At 74.6% G+C, this 18059-nt stretch carries 14 protein-coding genes; 12 read left to right on the forward strand and 2 right to left on the reverse strand.

Annotated elements, in window-relative coordinates:
* The first annotated feature begins 124 nt into the window (after positions 1-124).
* From OG295_RS20480 to OG295_RS20495, 4 genes are read left to right on the forward strand one after another with little or no spacing between them, the layout of a single operon-like run.
* Positions 125-1186: an energy-coupling factor ABC transporter permease gene (locus OG295_RS20480; protein ID WP_371678179.1), complete on the forward strand. Its 1062-nt coding sequence runs from the start codon at positions 125-127 to the stop codon at positions 1184-1186.
* 1 nt (position 1187) lies between these two features.
* Positions 1188-1949, forward strand: a complete 762-nt coding sequence (gene cbiQ / locus OG295_RS20485; RefSeq protein ID WP_371678180.1) for a cobalt ECF transporter T component CbiQ — start codon at positions 1188-1190, stop codon at positions 1947-1949.
* On the forward strand, positions 1937-2737 hold the full coding sequence (locus OG295_RS20490; protein WP_371678181.1) for an energy-coupling factor ABC transporter ATP-binding protein: 801 nt from the start codon (positions 1937-1939) through the stop codon (positions 2735-2737). The genes cbiQ and OG295_RS20490 overlap by 13 nt, the downstream gene beginning before the upstream one ends.
* Before the next feature lie 28 nt (positions 2738-2765).
* Positions 2766-3932 carry a serine hydrolase domain-containing protein gene (locus OG295_RS20495; RefSeq protein ID WP_371678182.1) on the forward strand — a complete coding sequence of 389 codons (1167 nt, stop codon included), beginning with the start codon at positions 2766-2768 and terminating at the stop codon, positions 3930-3932.
* A 159-nt stretch (positions 3933-4091) separates the two neighbouring features.
* Here OG295_RS20495 and OG295_RS20500 read toward each other — a convergent pair whose 3' ends face one another.
* Together OG295_RS20500 and OG295_RS20505 are read right to left on the reverse strand one after the other, a co-directional pair.
* Positions 4092-5738, reverse strand: a complete 1647-nt coding sequence (locus tag OG295_RS20500) for a penicillin-binding transpeptidase domain-containing protein (protein ID WP_371678183.1) — start codon at positions 5736-5738, stop codon at positions 4092-4094.
* Between the two features lie 134 nt (positions 5739-5872).
* Positions 5873-7639: a dolichyl-phosphate-mannose--protein mannosyltransferase gene (locus OG295_RS20505; RefSeq protein WP_371678184.1), complete on the reverse strand. Its 1767-nt coding sequence runs from the start codon at positions 7637-7639 to the stop codon at positions 5873-5875.
* A gap of 141 nt (positions 7640-7780) precedes the next feature.
* Here OG295_RS20505 and rsmI point away from each other — a divergent pair, with 141 nt between their 5' ends.
* From rsmI to OG295_RS20545, 8 genes are all read left to right on the forward strand, one after another.
* Positions 7781-8680, forward strand: coding sequence for a 16S rRNA (cytidine(1402)-2'-O)-methyltransferase (gene rsmI, locus OG295_RS20510; protein ID WP_371678185.1), 900 nt, complete (start codon positions 7781-7783; stop codon positions 8678-8680).
* 265 nt (positions 8681-8945) lie between these two features.
* Entirely contained in the window at positions 8946-9335 is a 390-nt protein-coding gene (locus OG295_RS20515) for a hypothetical protein (RefSeq protein ID WP_371681247.1), read from the forward strand.
* Positions 9336-9345: 10 nt separating this feature from the next.
* Positions 9346-10233 carry a TatD family hydrolase gene (locus OG295_RS20520; protein ID WP_371678186.1) on the forward strand — a complete coding sequence of 296 codons (888 nt, stop codon included), beginning with the start codon at positions 9346-9348 and terminating at the stop codon, positions 10231-10233.
* 752 nt (positions 10234-10985) lie between these two features.
* Positions 10986-12695 carry a ubiquitin-like domain-containing protein gene (locus tag OG295_RS20525; protein WP_371678187.1) on the forward strand — a complete coding sequence of 570 codons (1710 nt, stop codon included), beginning with the start codon at positions 10986-10988 and terminating at the stop codon, positions 12693-12695.
* Positions 12696-12911: 216 nt separating this feature from the next.
* On the forward strand, positions 12912-13814 hold the full coding sequence (gene rsmA / locus OG295_RS20530; protein ID WP_371678188.1) for a 16S rRNA (adenine(1518)-N(6)/adenine(1519)-N(6))-dimethyltransferase RsmA: 903 nt from the start codon (positions 12912-12914) through the stop codon (positions 13812-13814).
* 38 nt (positions 13815-13852) lie between these two features.
* Positions 13853-14794 (forward strand): 4-(cytidine 5'-diphospho)-2-C-methyl-D-erythritol kinase, encoded by a 942-nt coding sequence (locus OG295_RS20535; protein ID WP_371681248.1) that lies wholly within the window; start codon positions 13853-13855, stop codon positions 14792-14794.
* Positions 14795-14868: 74 nt separating this feature from the next.
* Entirely contained in the window at positions 14869-16209 is a 1341-nt protein-coding gene (locus OG295_RS20540; RefSeq protein ID WP_371678189.1) for an acyltransferase, read from the forward strand.
* A 28-nt stretch (positions 16210-16237) separates the two neighbouring features.
* Complete coding sequence (locus OG295_RS20545; protein ID WP_371678190.1) at positions 16238-18037, forward strand: ABC-F family ATP-binding cassette domain-containing protein; 1800 nt, start codon at positions 16238-16240, stop codon at positions 18035-18037.
* Positions 18038-18059 lie beyond the last annotated feature (22 nt).

Consider the following 18059-nt stretch of genomic DNA (forward strand, 5'->3'; position numbering starts at 1 on the left):
CGCACATTCCCACGAAAGCGCGCGGCTCCATTTGTGACGGACCCGCTCTTGCTAACCATTTGCAACTGGGCACTATTCTTGAACGGTTAAAGACTTAGTGAGGAAGAGGAAGCGGAGCCGCTCCATGCATGTGCCCGACGGATTCATCAACGCACCCGTCTCGGTGGCCGCCGGAGCAGTGGCCGCCACCGCCGTCGCCGTCAGCCTGCGCGGCGCCCGCCGCGAGCTCGACGAACGCACCGCCCCGCTCGCCGGCCTCGTCGCCGCCTTCATCTTCGCCGTGCAGATGCTGAACTTCCCGGTCGCCGCCGGCACCAGCGGCCACCTCCTCGGAGGAGCGCTCGCCGCCATACTCGTCGGCCCCTACACGGGCGTCCTGTGCGTCTCCGTCGTCCTGCTCATGCAGGGCATCCTCTTCGCCGACGGCGGCCTGACCGCCCTCGGCGTCAACATCTCCAACATGGCCGTCGTCACCGTGGTCGTCGCCTACGCCGTCTTCCGCGGCCTGCTCAGGGTGCTGCCGGCCGGCGGCCGCTCGGTCACCGTCGCCGCCTTCGCCGGAGCCCTGCTCTCGGTGCCCGGCGCGGCCGTCATGTTCACCCTCTTCTACGCCCTCGGCGGCACCACCGACGTCCCGATCGGCAAGGTGTTCACCGCGATGGCCGGCGTGCACGTCCTCATCGGCATCGGCGAGGCCGCCATCACCGCCGCGACCGTGGGCGCCGTCATCGCCGTACGGCCCGACCTGGTGCACGGCGCGCGCGGACTGGCCGCCCCGCTGAAGCTGCGCGTCGACGGCCGGCTCGTCGACGCCCCCGCCGCGGCCGCCGCCCCGGTGCCCGCCGCCGCCCGCTCCACCCGCCCGCTGTGGATCAGCGGCCTGGTCACCGCCCTCGTCCTCGCCGGGTTCGTCTCCTACTACGCCTCCTCCAGTCCCGACGGCCTGGAGAAGGTGGCCGCCGACCAGGGCATCGACGCCAAGGCCCGCGAACACGCCGCCGCCGGCTCCCCGCTCGCCGACTACAGCGTCAAGGACGTGTCCGACGCCCGCCTCTCCGGCGGCCTCGCCGGGATCATCGGCGTCGGCGGGACCGTCGTCGTCGGCACCGGCGTCTTCTGGGCCGTGCGCCGGCGCCGCGCGGAGGACCTCTCCGCCGCCGCCACGGCCGCCCCCGCGGCCCACTGACATGGGGGCCGGGCACGCGCACAAGCTGTACCGGCACGGGCACTCGCCCGTCCACGGGCTGCCGCCGCACTGCAAGATCGCCGCGACCTTCGCGTTCGTGGTCGTCGTCGTCTCCACCCCGCGCGAGGCGATGTGGGCCTTCGGCCTCTACGCCGTCCTGCTCGCGGTCGTCGCGGCGGCGGCCCGGGTCCCCGCCGGGTTCCTGCTGCGACGGCTGCTGATCGAGGTCCCCTTCGTGGCCTTCGCCGTCCTCATGCCCTTCGTCGCCGAAGGCGAACAGGTCCACGTCCTCGGCCTCTCGCTGAGCGTCTCCGGCCTGTGGGGCGCCTGGAACGTCCTGGCCAAGGGCACCCTCGGCGTGGCCGCCTCCGTCCTGCTCGCCTCGACGACCGAACTGCGCGCCCTGCTGCTGGGCCTCCAGCGCCTGAAGCTCCCGCCGCTGCTGGTCCAGATCGCCTCCTTCATGATCCGGTACGGCGACGTGATCACCGGAGAACTGCGCCGGATGTCCATCGCCCGCCGCTCGCGCGGCTTCGAGGCCCGCGGCGTCCGCCACTGGGGCGTCCTCGCCAAAACGGCGGGCGCCCTCTTCATCCGCTCCTACGAACGCGGCGAGCGGGTCTACCTCGCGATGGTCAGCCGCGGCTACGCCGGCTCGATGCCGGTGATCGACGACGTCACGGCCAGCCGCGCCCAGTGGGCCTACGCGGCCGTGCTCCCGGTGACGGCCCTCGCCGTCTGTCTGATGGGATGGACGCTGTGACCGCTCCCTCCGCTTCCGCTTCCGCCGCCGTCCCCGCCTCGCCCGCGCCCTCCCTGGAGGTGGCCGGCGTCGCCTACGCCTACCCCGACGGGCACCAGGCCCTCTTCGGGGTCGACCTCACCGTCGGCGCGGGGGAGCGGGTCGCCCTGCTCGGCCCCAACGGCGCCGGCAAGACCACCCTCGTGCTCCACCTCAACGGCATCCTCGGCGGCGGGGTCGGCACCGTGACCGTCGCCGGGCTGCCCGTGGAGAAGCGCAACCTCGCCGAGATCCGCCGCCGGGTCGGCATCGTCTTCCAGGACCCCGACGACCAGCTCTTCATGCCGACCGTCCGCGAGGACGTGGCCTTCGGCCCGGCGGCGGCCGGCCTGCGCGGCGCCGAACTGGAGGAGCGGGTCCGCGAGGCCCTCGAACTGGTCGGCATGGCCGACTTCGCCGACCGTCCGCCGCACCACCTCTCCTTCGGGCAGCGCCGCCGGGTGGCGGTGGCGACCGTACTGGCGATGCGCCCCGAGATCCTCGTCCTGGACGAGCCCTCCTCCAACCTCGACCCCGCCTCGCGCCGCGAGCTCGCCGACATCCTGCGCTCGCTGGACGTGACCGTGCTGATGGTCACCCACGACCTGCCGTACGCGCTGGAACTCTGCCCGCGCTCGGTGATCCTCAGCGAGGGCGTCATCGCCGCCGACGGCCGCACCCGCGACCTGCTGTGCGACGAGGCCCTGATGGGCGCCCACCGGCTGGAGCTGCCCTTCGGCTTCGACCCGCGTTCGGTGACCGTGGCATAAGCGCCGCCCCGCGGTTGTTGCCCCCGACGTGAACATCCAGGGTGTGGTGACCGAGGGCTACGAGCCCGTCCGAGACGCCTTCGCGCGCAATTTCGAGGTGCTGGGGGACCGGGGTGCGGCCGTCGCCGTCTACCGGGACGGCCACAAGGTCGTCGACCTGTGGGGCGGCACCAAGGACGCCGACGGCACCGAGCCCCGGACCCCCTGGACCGAGGACACCGCGCAGATCGTGCGCTCCGCCACCAAGGGCGTGGCCGCCGCCGTGCCGCTGCTCCTGCACCAGCGCGGACTGCTGGACCTGGACGCGCCCGTCGGCTCGTACTGGCCGGAGTTCAAGGCGGGCGGCAAGGAGCGGACCCTGGTCCGACACCTGCTCGCCCACCAGGCCGGGGTGCCCGCGCTGGACCGCGGACTCACCGTGGAGCAGGCGGCGGACGGGGTCACCGGGCCGCGCGCCGTCGCCGCGCAGCGGGCCCACTGGGAACCCGGGACCGCGCACGGCTACCACGCCCAGACCTTCAGCTGGCTGGTGTCCGAGCTGGTGCTGCGGGCGACCGGCCGCACGGTGGGCGGGATCCTCGCCGAGGAGATCGCCGAACCGCTGGGACTGGACTTCTGGATCGGCCTGCCGGAGGACCAGGCGCACCGGGTGGGCCGGGTGGCCCCGGTCGAGCCCCCGGCGAGTGCGGGCCTGTTGAAGACCCGGCCGAGGAGAAACGTTTCGGAGGCCTACGCGGACCCGGAGTCCCTCACCCGCCGCGCCTTCGCCGCCATCGACCCCCAGCCCGACGAGAACGACCCCGTGTACCAGGCCGCCGAACTGCCCGGTTCCGCCGGCATCGGCACGGCCCGCGCACTGGCCCGCTTCTACGGGGCCACCATCGGGGTGGTCGAGGACGGCGCCCGGATCTTCACCCCGGCGACGACCGCGCTCGCCGGTACGGAGTTCGCCTCCGGCGCCGACCGGGTGCTGGTCGTGGGCACCCGCTTCGGCCCGGGGTACATGCTGCACGGCCCGGCCTCGCCGCTGCTGTCCCCGGCCTCCTTCGGACACCCGGGACGGGGCGGCTCCCTGGGGTTCGCGGACCCGGAGGCGGGCATCGGCTTCGGCTACGTGACGAACTCCCACGCCAAGTCGGTCACGGCCGACCCCCGCGCCCAGTCCCTGGTCCGCGCGCTGCGCACCTGCCTCTGACCTCCGCGAGCGAACGCCGAGCTCCGCCGGACGCCGGCCTCCGCTGCCCCCCTGCGCCTGGGCTGTGCGCCCGGCCTGTGAGGGCCCCGCGGGGCCCCATCCGGGCCCCGCGGGGCCCGGATGGGGCCCCGCGAGGCCGCACCCGGGCGGGGGCGAGCGTCAGGAGTTGAGCACCCGGGCGACGATCGGGCCCGCCGCGTCGGCACCGTGGCCGCCGCCCTCGACCATCGCCGCGGCGGCCACGTCACCGCTGAAGCCGGTGAACCAGCTGTCGGGGGCGGCCGCGCCGTCGACCTCCGCCGAGCCGGTCTTCGCGCCCTTGTCGGAGCCGTGGACCGAGGACATCGCCCCCGCGGCGGTGCCGGCGGTGGCGGTCTGCCGCATCATCTGGACCAGCTGCGCCGAGACCCCGGGCGCCAGCCGGCGGGAGGCCGTGGCCAGGGTGCGTCCGTCCAGGGAGGCCTTGACGAGCACCGGCTGGTGGAACACGCCCGTGCGGGCCGTGGCCGTGATGGAGGCGATGTTCAGCGGGTTCATCTGGACCGCGCCCTGGCCGATGTACTCGGCCGCCGCCGCGGGACCGGAGGTCCGGGGCACCGTGCCGTCCTGCGAGGGGACGCCCGTCTTCCAGTCCAGCCCGATGCCGAAGGCCTCCCGGGCCACGCTCGGCAGGGCGCCGTTGTCCTTCACGTCGTCGATCAGGCTGATGAAGGCGGTGTTGCAGGATCTGGCGAAGCTGTTCGAGAAGGGCTGCCCCTGCGAGGAGAAGCCGTCCTGGTTGCGGAAGACCTTGCCGTCCCAGGAGGCGGTCGCCGGGCAGGCCGCGGGCCGGTCCGCGGCCACCAGGCCCTTCTCCAGCAGCATCGCCGCCGTCACGATCTTCATCGTGGAGCCGGGGGCCCGCTTGCCCTGCATCGCCGCGTTGAAGCCGTCCCGGCGGTGGTTGGCCACCGCCAGGATGTCGCCGGTGCTCGGCTGGACCGCGACGACCGAGGCCTCGGCGTGGGCGGCGACGGCCTTCTCGGCCGCCGCCTGCACGTCGGCGTCCAGGACGGTCTCGATCTGTCCGGGCTTCCCCTCGACCAGCGTCACCAGGGTCCGCTTGGGGGCGTCGGGTGTGGCGGGTTCGACCCACAGCTCGACGCCGGGGGTGCCGCCGGTCTTCTGCCCGTACGTCGTGCGCAGCGCCTCCAGGACCGGGCCCAGCGACGGGTAGAGCTCCGCCGTGAGTTCCTTGCCGTGCCGGTCCACGGCCTTGACCGGCGGGCTCGCCGGGGTGCCCGCGCGCAGCCGCTCGTCGCGCTGGAGCTGCGGGTGGATCACCGAGGGCTGCCAGTCGACGAGCGGCTTGCCGGTGGTCGCGCCGCGTACGACGGTCAGCCGGGAGTCGTAGACGAGGGGCTTGGTCGCGCCCTGGTAGGAGACCTCGGCCTCGACCTTGAACGGCACGGTGGTGCCGTCGGCGGTGCCGGGGGTGATGACGGCCTTGGAGACGTACGCCGCCGACCTGTAGTCGGCCACCGCCGACTGCGCGGCCTGCGTGTTGTTCGTCAGGGCTGCCGCCGCCCGGTCGTCGCCGGCCGCCCACGCGGCCAGGAAGGCCCGCGCGGTCTCCGCGGTCTCCTTCTCGGTGACGGGCCCGCTCGCCTTCTCCCCGGCGGCCGGCCCGCCGGCGCTCATCGACCCCTTGGCGTCGCCGCCCCCGGCCCCCTCGTCCGCGACCAGGCTGTAGACCCCGTACGCGGTGCCGCCGACCATGGCGAGAAACACCCCGCCGACGATGGCGCCCTTCGCTGCCCCGTTCATCCGTCCCCTCCCCAGGAACCCCCGTTCTCTGAACATGTTCAAAGAACTCCTGGTGCGGACCTTACTCTGTGCGAGCGTGACGCCACGCTGTTGTTTACCGGACCGCGATGTCGCACGCGTCACACGGCCAACGGCTAGATCCAGGTGTCCAGCCACATGCGGCCGCGCCAGGAGTCCATCGGGAGGGTGCCGCCGGTGTAGATCGGCCAGAAGTAGATGAAGTTCCAGATGATCAGCAGGACCAGGACGCCCGCCCCGATCGCACCCACGGCGCGGCGGCGTTCGGTGGAGCCCGCCGGGCCCAGCAGGGCGCCGATCATCATCGCCACGGCCAGGCACAGGTACGGGACGAAGACCACCGCGTAGAAGTAGAAGATGGTCCGCTCCTGGTAGTTGAACCAGGGCAGCAGGCCGGCGCCCAGCGCGCAGGCGATGGCGCCCGCCCGCCAGTCGCGGCGGAAGAACCAGCGCCACAGCACGTACAGCAGCGCGAAGCAGCCCGCCCACCACAGCAGCGGGGTGCCCAGGGCCAGGACCTCGCGGGCGCACTTGCCCGCCTCGGTCGCCGGGCAGCCGTCGGTGCCGGGGGAGGGGGACTCGTAGAAGTAGGAGACGGGCCGGCCCAGGATCAGCCAGCTCCACGGGTTCGACTCGTAGGTGTGGCCCGAGGTCAGGCCCACGTGGAACTTGTAGACCTCGGTCTCGTAGTGCCACAGGCTGCGCAGCCACTCCGGGAGGAAGGACAGCGGGCTGTTCTGGTCGTACTTGGCGGCCCAGTCGCGGAAGTAGCCGCCCTTGCCGTTGTCCGGGCTCAGGATCCAGCCCGCCCAGGAGGCCAGGTACACGCCGATCGCCACCGGCACCGTCGACAGGAAGGCCGGCAGCGCGTCCCGGCGCAGCATCGCCGCGTACGGGGTGCCCGCGCCGGCGGTGCGGCGGGCGGCCGCGTCCCACAGCACGGTCAGGACGCCGAAGAAGGCCAGCACCACCAGGCCGTTCCACTTGGTGCCGAACGCCAGGCCCAGGCAGACGCCGGCCAGCAGCCGGTACGGGCGCAGGCCCAGCCGCAGGTTCTGCGCGATGTCCTGGTCGGGGCGGGCCCGGCCCTCGTCGTCGAGCGGGAGCGCCGCCGCGAGCCGGGCGCGGGCCTTGTCGCGGTCGATGACCAGCGCCCCGAAGGCCGCCAGTACGAAGAACATGAGGACCAGGTCGAGGAGGGCCGTGCGGCTCATCACCAGGTGCAGGCCGTCCACCGCGAGCAGCGCGCCGGCCAGGCAGCCGAGGAAGGTGGAGCGGAACAGACGGCGGCCGATCCGGCACAGCATCAGCACCGACAGGGTGCCGAGCACGGCCGTCATGAACCGCCAGCCGAAGGGATCGAAGCCGAACATCCACTCGCCGAGCCCGATCACCCATTTGCCGACCGGCGGGTGCACGACGTAGCCGGGGTCCAGGGGGAGCGGCACGCCGTCGGGATTCGCGAGGATCGACTTGTCGACATCCTTGGGCCAACTGGCTTCATAGCCCTGGCGGATCGTCGCCCAGGCGTCCTTGGCGTAGTACGTCTCGTCGAATATCACCGCCTTCGGGCTGCCCAGGTGGGTGAACCGCAGCACCCCGGCCACCAGCGTCACCAGCAGCGGCCCGGCCCACGCCATGAACCGCTGCCAGGTGTGCCGGCTCGCCTCCGGGACCCCGAGCGCCGTCCAGAGCTGCCCGGACGGACGGGCGTACGGGGGCACCAGGCGGGTGCGGACATCGGCGGGCGGCGCGGCCGGCGCGTAGCCGAAGCCCCGCAGGCGGCGCAGCCACAGGGACGGCTCGGGCGCGGAGTCGCCCGCGCCCGGCGGGACGGGCGGGGCCCCCGCGGGGCTGGGCGGCGGCGTCGCGGTACTGGTCACCGGGTCATCGTAGGGAACGCCCCTGTGGAGCCCCAGCCCCCACGTGGGTCGGGACGTGCGGAGCCGGTCCGGAGCGGGTGTGTCGCACGGGGCGGACGAGAGGGCCCGGAGCCGTGCCCGGACCGATGAGAAGATGGCGGGGTGACAGCTGAACAGGCCCGCGGTACCGAAGCCACCTCCCCGACCGACGGCGTGCTCGTCCTCGCCGGGACTCCCATCGGGGACCTCGCCGACGCCCCGCCCCGGCTCGGCGCCGAGCTGGAGCGGGCCGATGTGATCGCCGCCGAGGACACCCGGCGGCTGCGCCGGCTGACGCAGGGGCTCGGCGTGCACACCACCGGGCGGGTGCTGTCGTACTTCGAGGGCAACGAGTCCGCCCGGACCCCGGAGCTCGTCGAGGCCCTGGAGGCCGGCAAGCGGGTGCTGCTGGTGACGGACGCCGGGATGCCCTCGGTCTCCGACCCCGGCTACCGGCTGGTCGCCGCCGCCGTGGAGAAGGACGTCAAGGTCACGGCCGTGCCCGGACCGTCCGCCGTGCTCACCGCGCTCGCGCTGTCCGGGCTGCCGGTGGACCGCTTCTGTTTCGAGGGGTTCCTGCCGCGCAAGGCGGGCGAGCGCCTGGGCCGGCTGCGCGAGGTCGAGGGCGAGCGGCGCACGCTCGTCTACTTCGAGGCCCCGCACCGGCTCGACGACACCCTGGCCGCGATGGCCGAGGTCTTCGGGGCGGACCGGCGGGCCGCCGTCTGCCGGGAGCTGACCAAGACCTACGAGGAGGTCAAGCGCGGCGGGCTCGGCGCCCTCGCGCTGTGGGCGGCCGACGGGGTCCGCGGGGAGATCACCATCGTGGTCGAGGGCGCCCCGGCGGCCGTACCGGGCGACGTGGACGCCGAGGAGCTGGTGCGCCGGGTGCGGGTGCGCGAGGAGGCGGGGGAGCGGCGCAAGGAGGCCATCGCCGCGGTCGCCGCGGAAGCAGGGCTACCCAAGCGCGAGGTCTTCGACGCGGTCGTCGCGGCAAAGAATGCGACCCAAAAGATGCCGTAGGTCGGTAAAGAGCGGGCCTGAAAAGCAAAGCTCAGACCGCGCACCGGCGACTTTTGGCATGACTGGCCCAAAGACGGTCCAACACTGGACAGGGCCTGATGCGCTCCCGCCCGAAGAGGCGTCCACTGGCAATGGCACCAGTGGAACAAGAGGAGCTGGCATGAGTGAGATCGCAGACACCCCGGTACCCGCACCCCTGGCCGTATCGGACGCCGTATCCACACCTGCCGTGCAGACCGTGCACGAGGCGTACTCCTTCGCGTGCATGAAGTGCGGGTACGGGTGGGAGCAGGCCTACGCGATAGAACACCACGTCGACGGCACGGGTCAGCCGTTCATCATGTACACGGTCAACGGCGAGCGGGTCCCCTCCCCGCTGTCCAACCCCACCTGCCTGAACTGCGGCGGGCACGTCGTACGGATCATGCGGGCGGGGCAGGTCTCCTCGGTGCTCGGCATGCTCGACCAGCTCTACCACCACCGCGTCGCACCAGGGATCGCCGGGCCCGTGCCGGCCGGCGCCGACGTCCCGCGGACTCCGAAGCCGCGCAGGCCCGCACGGCTGCACGACGCCCCCGGGCCGGTCGCGGTCGACGCGCCGGAGCAGCGCCGGAGCTGGTTCTCCCGTCTGCTGGGGCGCCTGCGCCGGTCATAAGATCGGCCGTATGACACGCGACGACAAGACGGGGGCGAAGGACACGCCGCCACCGCTGCCCGAACCCCTCCGGGTGGCGGTGGCGGATTCGCACACCCACCTCGACATGCAGGCCGGCACGGTCGAGGAGGGCCTGGCGAAGGCGGCTTCGGTGGGGGTGACCACGGTCATCCAGGTGGGCTGCGACGTGAAGGGCTCCCGGTGGGCCGCCGAGACCGCCGCCGTCCACCCCGGCGTCCATGCGGCGGTGGCCCTGCACCCGAACGAGGCCCCCCGGATCGTCCACGGCGACCCGGACGGCTGGTCCCGCCAGGGCGCACGCGCCGGCGGCGGCGACGCGGCCCTCGACGCGGCCCTGGCCGAGATCGAGGCGCTGGCCGCGCTGGACCACGTCAAGGCGGTCGGCGAGACCGGACTGGACTACTTCCGCACCGGGCCGGAGGGGATGGCCGCGCAGGAGCGCTCCTTCCGGGCCCACATCGAGATCGCCAAGCGGCAGGGCAAGGCGCTGGTCATCCACGACCGCGACGCCCACGCGGACGTGCTGCGCGTGCTGCGGGAGGAGGGCGCGCCCGAGCGGACCGTCTTCCACTGCTACTCGGGCGACGCCGAGATGGCCCGCGAGTGCGCGGCCGCCGGGTACTACATGTCCTTCGCCGGAACCGTCACCTTCAAGAACGCCGCGCCGCTGCGCGAGGCCCTCGCCGTGGCCCCGCTGGAGCTGGTGCTGGTGGAGACCGATGCCCCGTACCTCACTCCGGCGCCCTACCGCGGACGGCCCAACGCGCCGTACCTCATTCCGCTGACGGTCCGGGCGATGGCGGCGGTCCGCGGCATCGACGAGGACGCCATGGCCACGGCGCTGGCCGCCAACACGGCGCGCGCCTTCGACTACTGACACACCTGTTCGCCCGACACGCTGTGTGGTCGAACGGCTTTGGTGCGTGACGACCGCTCCCGCTAGGGTGCCGTGCCCGAACCAGCCGGGGCCGGACCAGTGGAGCGAGCGACGTGAGCGATACGCAGGGCAGTCACCGCCGTACCCCCTGGCCGGACCCCGCCCCGGCCGGCGCGCCCGAGGGGTCCCCGGGGGCGGGTCCGGGGGCCGGAGCGGGGCCCGGCCGGGCGCTCGGGGACGGCCGGGCCTACGACGCCGGGCCGGCGTTCGGTCCTGGCCCCGGCCCCGGCCCCGGCCCCGGCCCTGGCCCCGGCCCCGGCCCCGGCCCTGGCCCCGGCCCTGGCCCCGGCCCCGGCCCCGGCCCCGGCCCCGGCCCCGGCTTCGGCCCCGGCTTCGGCCCCGGATTCGGCTTCGGCTCAGGCCCGGGCCCCCGCCCCGGCTTCGGCCCAGGCCCCGGCTCAAGCTTCGGCTCCGGCTCCGGCTCCGGCTCCGGGCCAGGCTCCGGCCCCGGGGTCGATTCCGGATACGACTCGGGCCCCGCCCCCGACCCCGGTTCCGCCCCCCACCCCGGATCCGAGGCCGGGGTGCCCGCTCCCCGGGGCGGGGGTGAGGGGCGGCGCGCCGGGCATCGGCGCAAGGGGGCCGACCGGGAACCCGCCGCGGCCCCGGCCGGTGGCCCCGGCCGCCGCCGCGCCCCGGTTCCGCTCCCGCTCCCGCCCGAGGCCCCCGATACCGCCTCGGGGGGCGGGCCCGTGGATCAGGCCGACGCGGAAGGCCTGCCCGTCGCCCGTGCCACCGGCCGCCGCCGCGCGCCTGCCGTCCCCGGTCCGGCCGTCGTCCCCGGCGGTGGCGACACGGACGTTCCGCCCGCCCCCGGCCGGCGCCGGGCCGCGCCCGCCGCGTTCGAGGGGGACGTCCCGCCCCCCGGCCGGCGCCGGGCCGCGCCCGCCGCGTTCGAGGGGGACGTCCCGCCCCCCGGCCGCCGCCGGGCCGGGACCCCCGCCGGGACCCCCGACGGAGACGCCCCGACCGCCACCGGCCGCCGCCGCGCCGGGACCCCCGGCGCGGACGCCCCGCCTCCCGGTGTCCCCGGCCGGCGCCGGGCCGCGCCCGCCGCGTTCGAGGGGGACGCGCCTCCCCCCGGCGTCCCCGGCCGGCGCCGCGCCGGGAGCCCCGACGGGGAGGCCGCGCCCGCCACCGGCCGCCGGCGGGCCGCCCCCGCCGCCGACGCCCCCGGCGAACCGGCCCCGGGCCACGGCGGCGGGCGGCGGCGGGCGCCCGGGGCGGCGGCCGTCGGCGGGGACGCCCCGTGGGTCACCCCGTCCGGCCGGCGCCGCCGCGGCACGGTCGTCGCCGGCGCCGCCGCGGCCCGCGACAACTGGCGGCGCATCGTGCCGCAGGCGCTGGTCGTCGCCTTCCTCGCGGGCGGCACCACCGCCTTCGTCGCCGCCGACAAGGCCGTCCGCCTCACCGTCGACGGAGTCCCCCGCACCCTGCACACCTTCGCCGGCAGCGTCGACGACCTCCTCGACGCCGAGGGCCTCGGCGTCGGTCCGCACGACCTCGTCGCCCCCGCCAGGGCGTCCGCCCTCGACGACGGCGAGCAGGTCGTCGTCCGCTACGGCCGGCCCCTCCGGCTCACCCTCGACGGACTCAGCCGCCAGGTGTGGACGACCTCCGCCACCGTCGAGGGCGCCCTGCGCCAACTCGGGGTCCGCGTCGAGGGTGCCTACCTCTCCGCCCCCCGCACCGCGCCCGTCCCCCGCTCCGGCCTCACCCTGGGCGTCCGTACCGAACGCGGCGTCACCTTCATGGCCGACGGCCGCGAACGCACCATCCGCACCAACGCCGCCACCGTCCAGGAGGCCCTGGACCAGGCCGGCATCACCCTGCGCGGAGAGGACACCACCTCCGTGCCCCCCGACTCCTTCCCCCGCGACGGCCAGACCGTCACCGTGCTCCGGATCTCCGGCACCCGCGAGGTCCGGGAGGAGCGCATCCCGTACGAGACCGAGCGCGTCGAGGACGACACCCTCTTCGCGGGCACCGAGGTCGTCGAACGCGTGGGCCGGCCCGGCGCGCGCCGCGTCACGTACGGGCTCCGCACCGTCAACGGGGTCCGCCAGGAGCCCCGCAGGATCGCCGAGGAGGTCGTGCGGGAGCCGGTCGGCCAGCTGATCAAGGTCGGCACGAAACCGCTGCCCGCCTCCGTGGCCGGCGCCGACGGCCTGGACTGGGACGCCCTGGCCCAGTGCGAGTCCGGGGGCCGCGCCTCCGCCACCGACGCCTCGGGGACCTACGGCGGCCTCTACCAGTTCGACGTGCAGACCTGGCACGCCCTCGGAGGCAGCGGCCGCCCCCAGGACGCCCCGGGCAGCGAACAGACGTACCGGGCGAAGAAGCTCTACGTGCAGCGGGGGGCGAGCCCCTGGCCCCACTGCGGGCGCCGGCTCACCCACTGACTTCCGTCGTCGACGTGACGCCCCGCCCGTATCGCTTTGTCGACAAACCAGTCCCCGGCCGGCCCCGCGCCACCCCGTCCACGGGGCACGAGGAGCCGCCCCGGGGGCCGGGTTCCGCCCCCACGCCCACCCCGCCCCTCCACGACGGGACCGCCGCCGCGCAGCGGACACCCGGTCCGGCTCGGGATCACCCGGCCGATCTGAGACGCTTTACCGGTGAGCACCGCAGAGCAGCAGCCCCCCGCCACCCCTTCCGACGCCCTCCTCGGCCCGGCCGACATCCGAGAGCTGGCCGAGGTCCTCGGCGTACGCCCGACGAAGCAGAAGGGGCAGAACTTCGTCATCGACGCCAACACGGTGCGCCGGATCGTCCGCACCGCCGAGGTGCGCCCGGACGACGTGGTCGTCGAGGTCGGCCCCGGCCTCGGTTCGCTGACGCTCGCCCTGCTGGAGGCCGCCGACCGGGTGGTCGCCGTCGAGATCGACGACATCCTGGCCGCCGCGCTGCCCGCCACCATCGAGGCGCGGATGCCGCGGAAGAAGGACCATTTCGCGCTGGTCCACTCCGACGCGATGCTCGTGACCGAGCTGCCCGGCCCGGCACCGACCGCGCTCGTCGCGAACCTGCCGTACAACGTGGCCGTCCCGGTGCTGCTGACGATGCTCGACCGGTTCCCGACCATCGAGCGGACCCTCGTCATGGTCCAGGCGGAGGTCGCCGACCGGCTCGCCGCCCGCCCCGGGAACAAGGTCTACGGCGTCCCCTCGGTCAAGGCCAACTGGTACGCGGACGTCAAGCGGGCCGGGTCCATCGGCCGCAACGTCTTCTGGCCCGCGCCGAACGTCGACTCCGGGCTCGTCTCCCTCGTGCGCCGCGCCGAGCCGGTGAAGACCACCGCCACCAAGGCGGAGGTCTTCGCTGTCGTCGACGCCGCCTTCGCGCAGCGCCGCAAGGGCCTGCGCGCCGCACTCGCGGGCTGGGCCGGGTCGGCCGCGGGTGCCGAGGCGGCGCTGGTGGCCGCCGGGGTCCCGCCGCTGGCCCGCGGCGAGTCCCTCACCGTGGAGGAGTTCGCGGCGATCGCCGAGCACAAGCCCGCCGCCGAGAGGCCCGCCCTGTGAGCGCCCGTACGACGCGCACCGACGTGACGGGCGCCGCCGTGACGGGATCCCGTACGGCGGGCGCCGCCGCGACGGGCGCCGGCGCTGGGGTGACCGTACGGGTCCCCGCGAAGGTCAACGTCCAGCTGGCGGTGGGCGCGGCCCGCCCCGACGGCTTCCACGACCTGGCCAGCGTCTTCCTGGCCGTCTCCCTCTTCGACGAGGTGACGGCGACCCCGGCCGACGCGCTGCGGGTGACCTGCGCAGGCCCCGACGCCGACCAGGTCCCCCTGGACCGTACGAACCTCGCGGCGCGGGCCGCCGAGGTCCTCGCCGCCCGCGCCGGGATCTCCCCGGACGTACACCTCCACATCGCGAAGAACATCCCCGTCGCCGGCGGCATGGCGGGCGGCAGCGCGGACGGCGCGGCGGCGCTGCTGGCCTGCGACGCGCTCTGGGGCCTGGACACCCCGCGCGAGGACCTGCTCGCCCTCTGCGCGGAGCTGGGCAGCGACGTCCCCTTCAGCCTGGTGGGCGGCGCGGCGCTCGGCACCGGACGCGGCGAGCTGCTGACGCCCGTCGCGGCGGGGACCTTCCACTGGGTGTTCGCCGTCGCGCAGGGGGGCCTGTCCACCCCGGCGGTGTTCCGCGAGTTCGACCGGCTGACCGAGGGCGTCGACGTACCCGTCCCGCAGGCCTACCCGGTGCTGCTCGCCGCGCTCGCCTCCGGCGACCCGGACGCGCTCGCCGCGGTCCTGGTCAACGACCTCCAGCCGGCGGCGCTCTCGCTGCGGCCGCAACTGGCCGCCACCCTCGCGGCGGGCGCCGACGCGGGGGCGCTGGCCGGGCTGGTGTCGGGCTCCGGGCCCACCACCGCCTTCCTGGTCCGCGACCCGGAGGCCGCCGGGAAGGTCGCCGCAGCCCTCGAAGCGTCCGGCACCTGCCGGGCCACCCGGATCACCGCGTCCCCGGCCCCCGGGGCGACGGTGGTTCCCGCCTGACGGGCGGCTACTCAGGGCGCGGATGAGTATCCGCGCCCTGTCGGCGGCCCGCCGGCGCGCGGGACCGTGTGGGCATGACAGTCAGTGCGCGCGCCATGGCCGCGGCCACCCCCACCGCCCGGGACCGCTACGTCGACCTGCTCCGGGTCGCCTCCCTCGCCACCGTGGTGTCCGGCCACTGGCTGATGGCCGCGGTCAGCGGGGACGGCATAGGGAACCTGCTCGCCCTGGTCCCCCCGCTCCAGGTCCTCACCTGGGCCCTCCAGGTCATGCCGGTGTTCTTCTTCGTCGGCGGGTTTTCCCACGCCCTGTCCTACCGGTCGCTGGAGCGCAGGTACCCCGGCCGGCCCGGGTACGCCGTCTTCCTGCGTGCCCGCCTGCGGCGGCTGCTGCGGCCCACCCTGGTGTTCGTCCTGGTCTGGGCCGTCCTCGCACTGGCCGTGCAGCTCGCCGGGCACGGTGGCGGCCGGCTGACCGGCGCCGCGCTGCGCACGGTCACGCAGCCGCTGTGGTTCATCGGGATCTACCTCGCCATGGTCGCCCTCACCCCGCCGCTGCTGAGGCTGCACGCCCGCCACGGCTGGGCCGCGTTCGCCGCGCTGGCCGGGGCGGCCGCGCTGGTCGACGTACTGCGCTTCGCGCTCGGGGTCCCGTACGTGGAGTTCCTGAACTTCGCCCTCGTCTGGCTCGCCGTGCACCAGCTCGGCTTCCTGCGCGCCGACGGCCGGATCACCCGGCCCGCCGTCCTCGGGGCCGCCGGACTGGCCGGTGCGGTCCTGCTGGTGGCGTTCGGGCCGTACCCGCTGTCCATGGTCGGGATGCCCGGCGAGAAGGTGTCCAACATGGCGCCGCCCACCCTCGCCCTGCTCTGCCACGGCATGTGGCTGGTCGGCGCGGTCCAGCTGCTCGCCCGCCCCGCCGGCGCCTGGCTGGCCCGGCCCCGCGTCTGGCACGGGGTCGTCGCCGCCAACGGGGTCGCCATGACCGCCTTCCTGTGGCACCTCACCGCCATGCTCGGCGTGTACGCGGCCCAGCTCCTGCTCGGCATGACCCTCCCGGAGCCGGCCACCGGCGCCTGGTGGGCGCAGGTGCCGGTGCGGATCCTGCTCGCCGTGGCCCTGACCGCCCTCCTCGTGGCCTGCTTCCGCCGCTTCGAGGCCCCGGGCGCGGCCGCCCGCGGCGCCGTCCGCGACGAAGGCCCCGGCAGCGGGCCCGTCGCCGCCGCCGGGATCACCCTGTGCCTGCTGGGGATCCTGGGCCTGTCCATGACCGGCCTCGGCGGTCTCCTCCAGGGCCACAGCGCCGTCCTGATCGCCCTTCCGGTCACCGCGCCCGCCGCCATCGGCATGGCCGTCGGGGGCGCCTTGCTGGTGGAACGGTCGGGGTCGGCCCGGAGGGTTAGGCTGAGGGGCTGATCCACACCCCTTCCCTGGAGCGCGTCTGATGGCCGTCAATCTGGTCAATGTCGAGGCAGTCAGCAAGGTGTACGGCACCCGTACCCTGCTCGACGGCATCTCCCTCGGCGTGTCCGAGGGGGACCGGATCGGTGTCGTGGGCCGCAACGGCGACGGCAAGACCACCCTCATCCGGATGCTCGCCAAGCTGGAGGAACCCGACACGGGCCGGGTCACCCAGAACAGCGGCCTGCGCATGGGCGTGCTCACCCAGCACGACTCCCTCGACCCCGCCGCCACGATCCGGCACGAGATCATCCGTGACATGGCCGACCACGAGTGGGCCGGCAACGCCAAGATCCGCGACGTGCTGACCGGGCTCTTCGGCGGGCTCGACCTGCCGGGCTTCGGCCAGGGCCTCGACACCGTCATCGGCCCCCTCTCCGGCGGTGAGCGCCGCCGCATCGCGCTCGCCAAGCTGCTCATCGCCGACCAGGAACTCCTCGTCCTCGACGAGCCCACCAACCACCTCGACGTCGAGGGCATCTCCTGGCTGGCCAAGCACCTCCAGGAGCGCCGCTCCGCGCTCGTGTGCGTCACCCACGACCGCTGGTTCCTCGACCAGGTCTGCACCCGCATGTGGGACGTGCAGCGCGGTGAGGTCCACGAGTACGAGGGCGGCTACAGCGACTACGTCTTCGCCCGCGCCGAACGCGAACGCATCGCCGCCACCGAGGAGCAGAAGCGGCAGAACCTGATGCGCAAGGAGCTGGCCTGGCTGCGCCGCGGCGCCCCCGCGCGCACCTCGAAGCCGCGTTACCGCATCGAGGCGGCCAACGAGCTGATCGCCGACGTGCCGCCGCCGCGCGACACCTCCGAGCTGATGCGCTTCGCCAACGCCCGCCTGGGCAAGACCGTCTTCGACCTGGAGGACGTGTCCGTCCAGGCCGGCCCCAAGGTCCTGCTCAAGCACCTCACCTGGCACCTGGGCCCCGGCGACCGCGTCGGCCTCGTCGGCGTCAACGGCGCCGGCAAGACCTCCCTGCTGCGCGCCCTCGCCGAGGCCGCCCGTACGCAGGGCGAGGTGCAGCCCGCGGCCGGCAGCATCACCGTCGGCAAGACGGTCAGGCTGGCCTACCTCTCGCAGGAGGTCGGCGAACTCGACCCGTCGCTGCGCGTCCTGGAGGCCGTCCAGCGCGTCCGTGACCGCGTGGACCTGGGCAAGGGCCGCGAGATGACGGCGGGCCAGCTGTGCGAGCAGTTCGGCTTCACCAAGGAGAAGCAGTGGACGCCCGTCGGCGACCTCTCCGGTGGTGAGCGGCGCCGGCTGCAGATCCTGCGGCTGCTGATGGACGAACCCAACGTCCTCTTCCTCGACGAGCCCACCAACGACCTCGACATCGAGACGCTGACCCAGCTGGAGGACCTCCTCGACGGCTGGCCCGGCTCGATGATCGTGATCTCCCACGACCGGTTCTTCGTCGAGCGCACCACCGACACGGTGATGGCGCTGCTGGGCGACGCGAGCCTGCGGATGCTGCCGCGCGGCCTCGACGAGTACCTGGAGCGCCGGCAGCGGATGATCGAGGCGGCCGCTCCGGCGCCCGTCCCGGCGGCCGCCGCCAAGTCCTCCTCCTCGGGCGACTCGCGCGCCGCGAAGAAGGAGCTCCAGAAGATCGAGCGCCAGCTCAACAAGATGTCGGACCGCGAGTCGAACCTGCACGCGCAGATCGCCGAGCACTCCACCGACTACGACAAGGTGGCCAAGCTCGACGCGGAGCTGCGCGAACTGATCTCCGAGCGGGACGACTTGGAGATGCGCTGGCTGGAACTGGCCGAGGAGGCCTGAGAAGACGCCCCCGGGGGCGTCA

This window comes from Streptomyces sp. NBC_01276, from assembly GCF_041435355.1.
GTDB lineage: Bacteria > Actinomycetota > Actinomycetes > Streptomycetales > Streptomycetaceae > Streptomyces.

Bases quoted from the DNA above. Each gene is read 5' to 3' on its own strand.
- OG295_RS20545 (WP_371678190.1), top strand. From the start codon at position 16,238: ATGGCCGTCAATCTGGTCAATGTCGAGGCAGTCAGCAAGGTGTACGGC.
- OG295_RS20490 (WP_371678181.1), top strand. From the start codon at position 1,937: ATGGACGCTGTGACCGCTCCCTCCGCTTCCGCTTCCGCCGCCGTCCCC.
- cbiQ (WP_371678180.1), top strand. From the start codon at position 1,188: ATGGGGGCCGGGCACGCGCACAAGCTGTACCGGCACGGGCACTCGCCC.
- OG295_RS20500 (WP_371678183.1), bottom strand. From the start codon at position 5,738: ATGAACGGGGCAGCGAAGGGCGCCATCGTCGGCGGGGTGTTTCTCGCC.
- OG295_RS20480 (WP_371678179.1), top strand. From the start codon at position 125: ATGCATGTGCCCGACGGATTCATCAACGCACCCGTCTCGGTGGCCGCC.
- OG295_RS20515 (WP_371681247.1), top strand. From the start codon at position 8,946: ATGAAGTGCGGGTACGGGTGGGAGCAGGCCTACGCGATAGAACACCAC.
- OG295_RS20540 (WP_371678189.1), top strand. From the start codon at position 14,869: ATGACAGTCAGTGCGCGCGCCATGGCCGCGGCCACCCCCACCGCCCGG.
- OG295_RS20520 (WP_371678186.1), top strand. From the start codon at position 9,346: ATGACACGCGACGACAAGACGGGGGCGAAGGACACGCCGCCACCGCTG.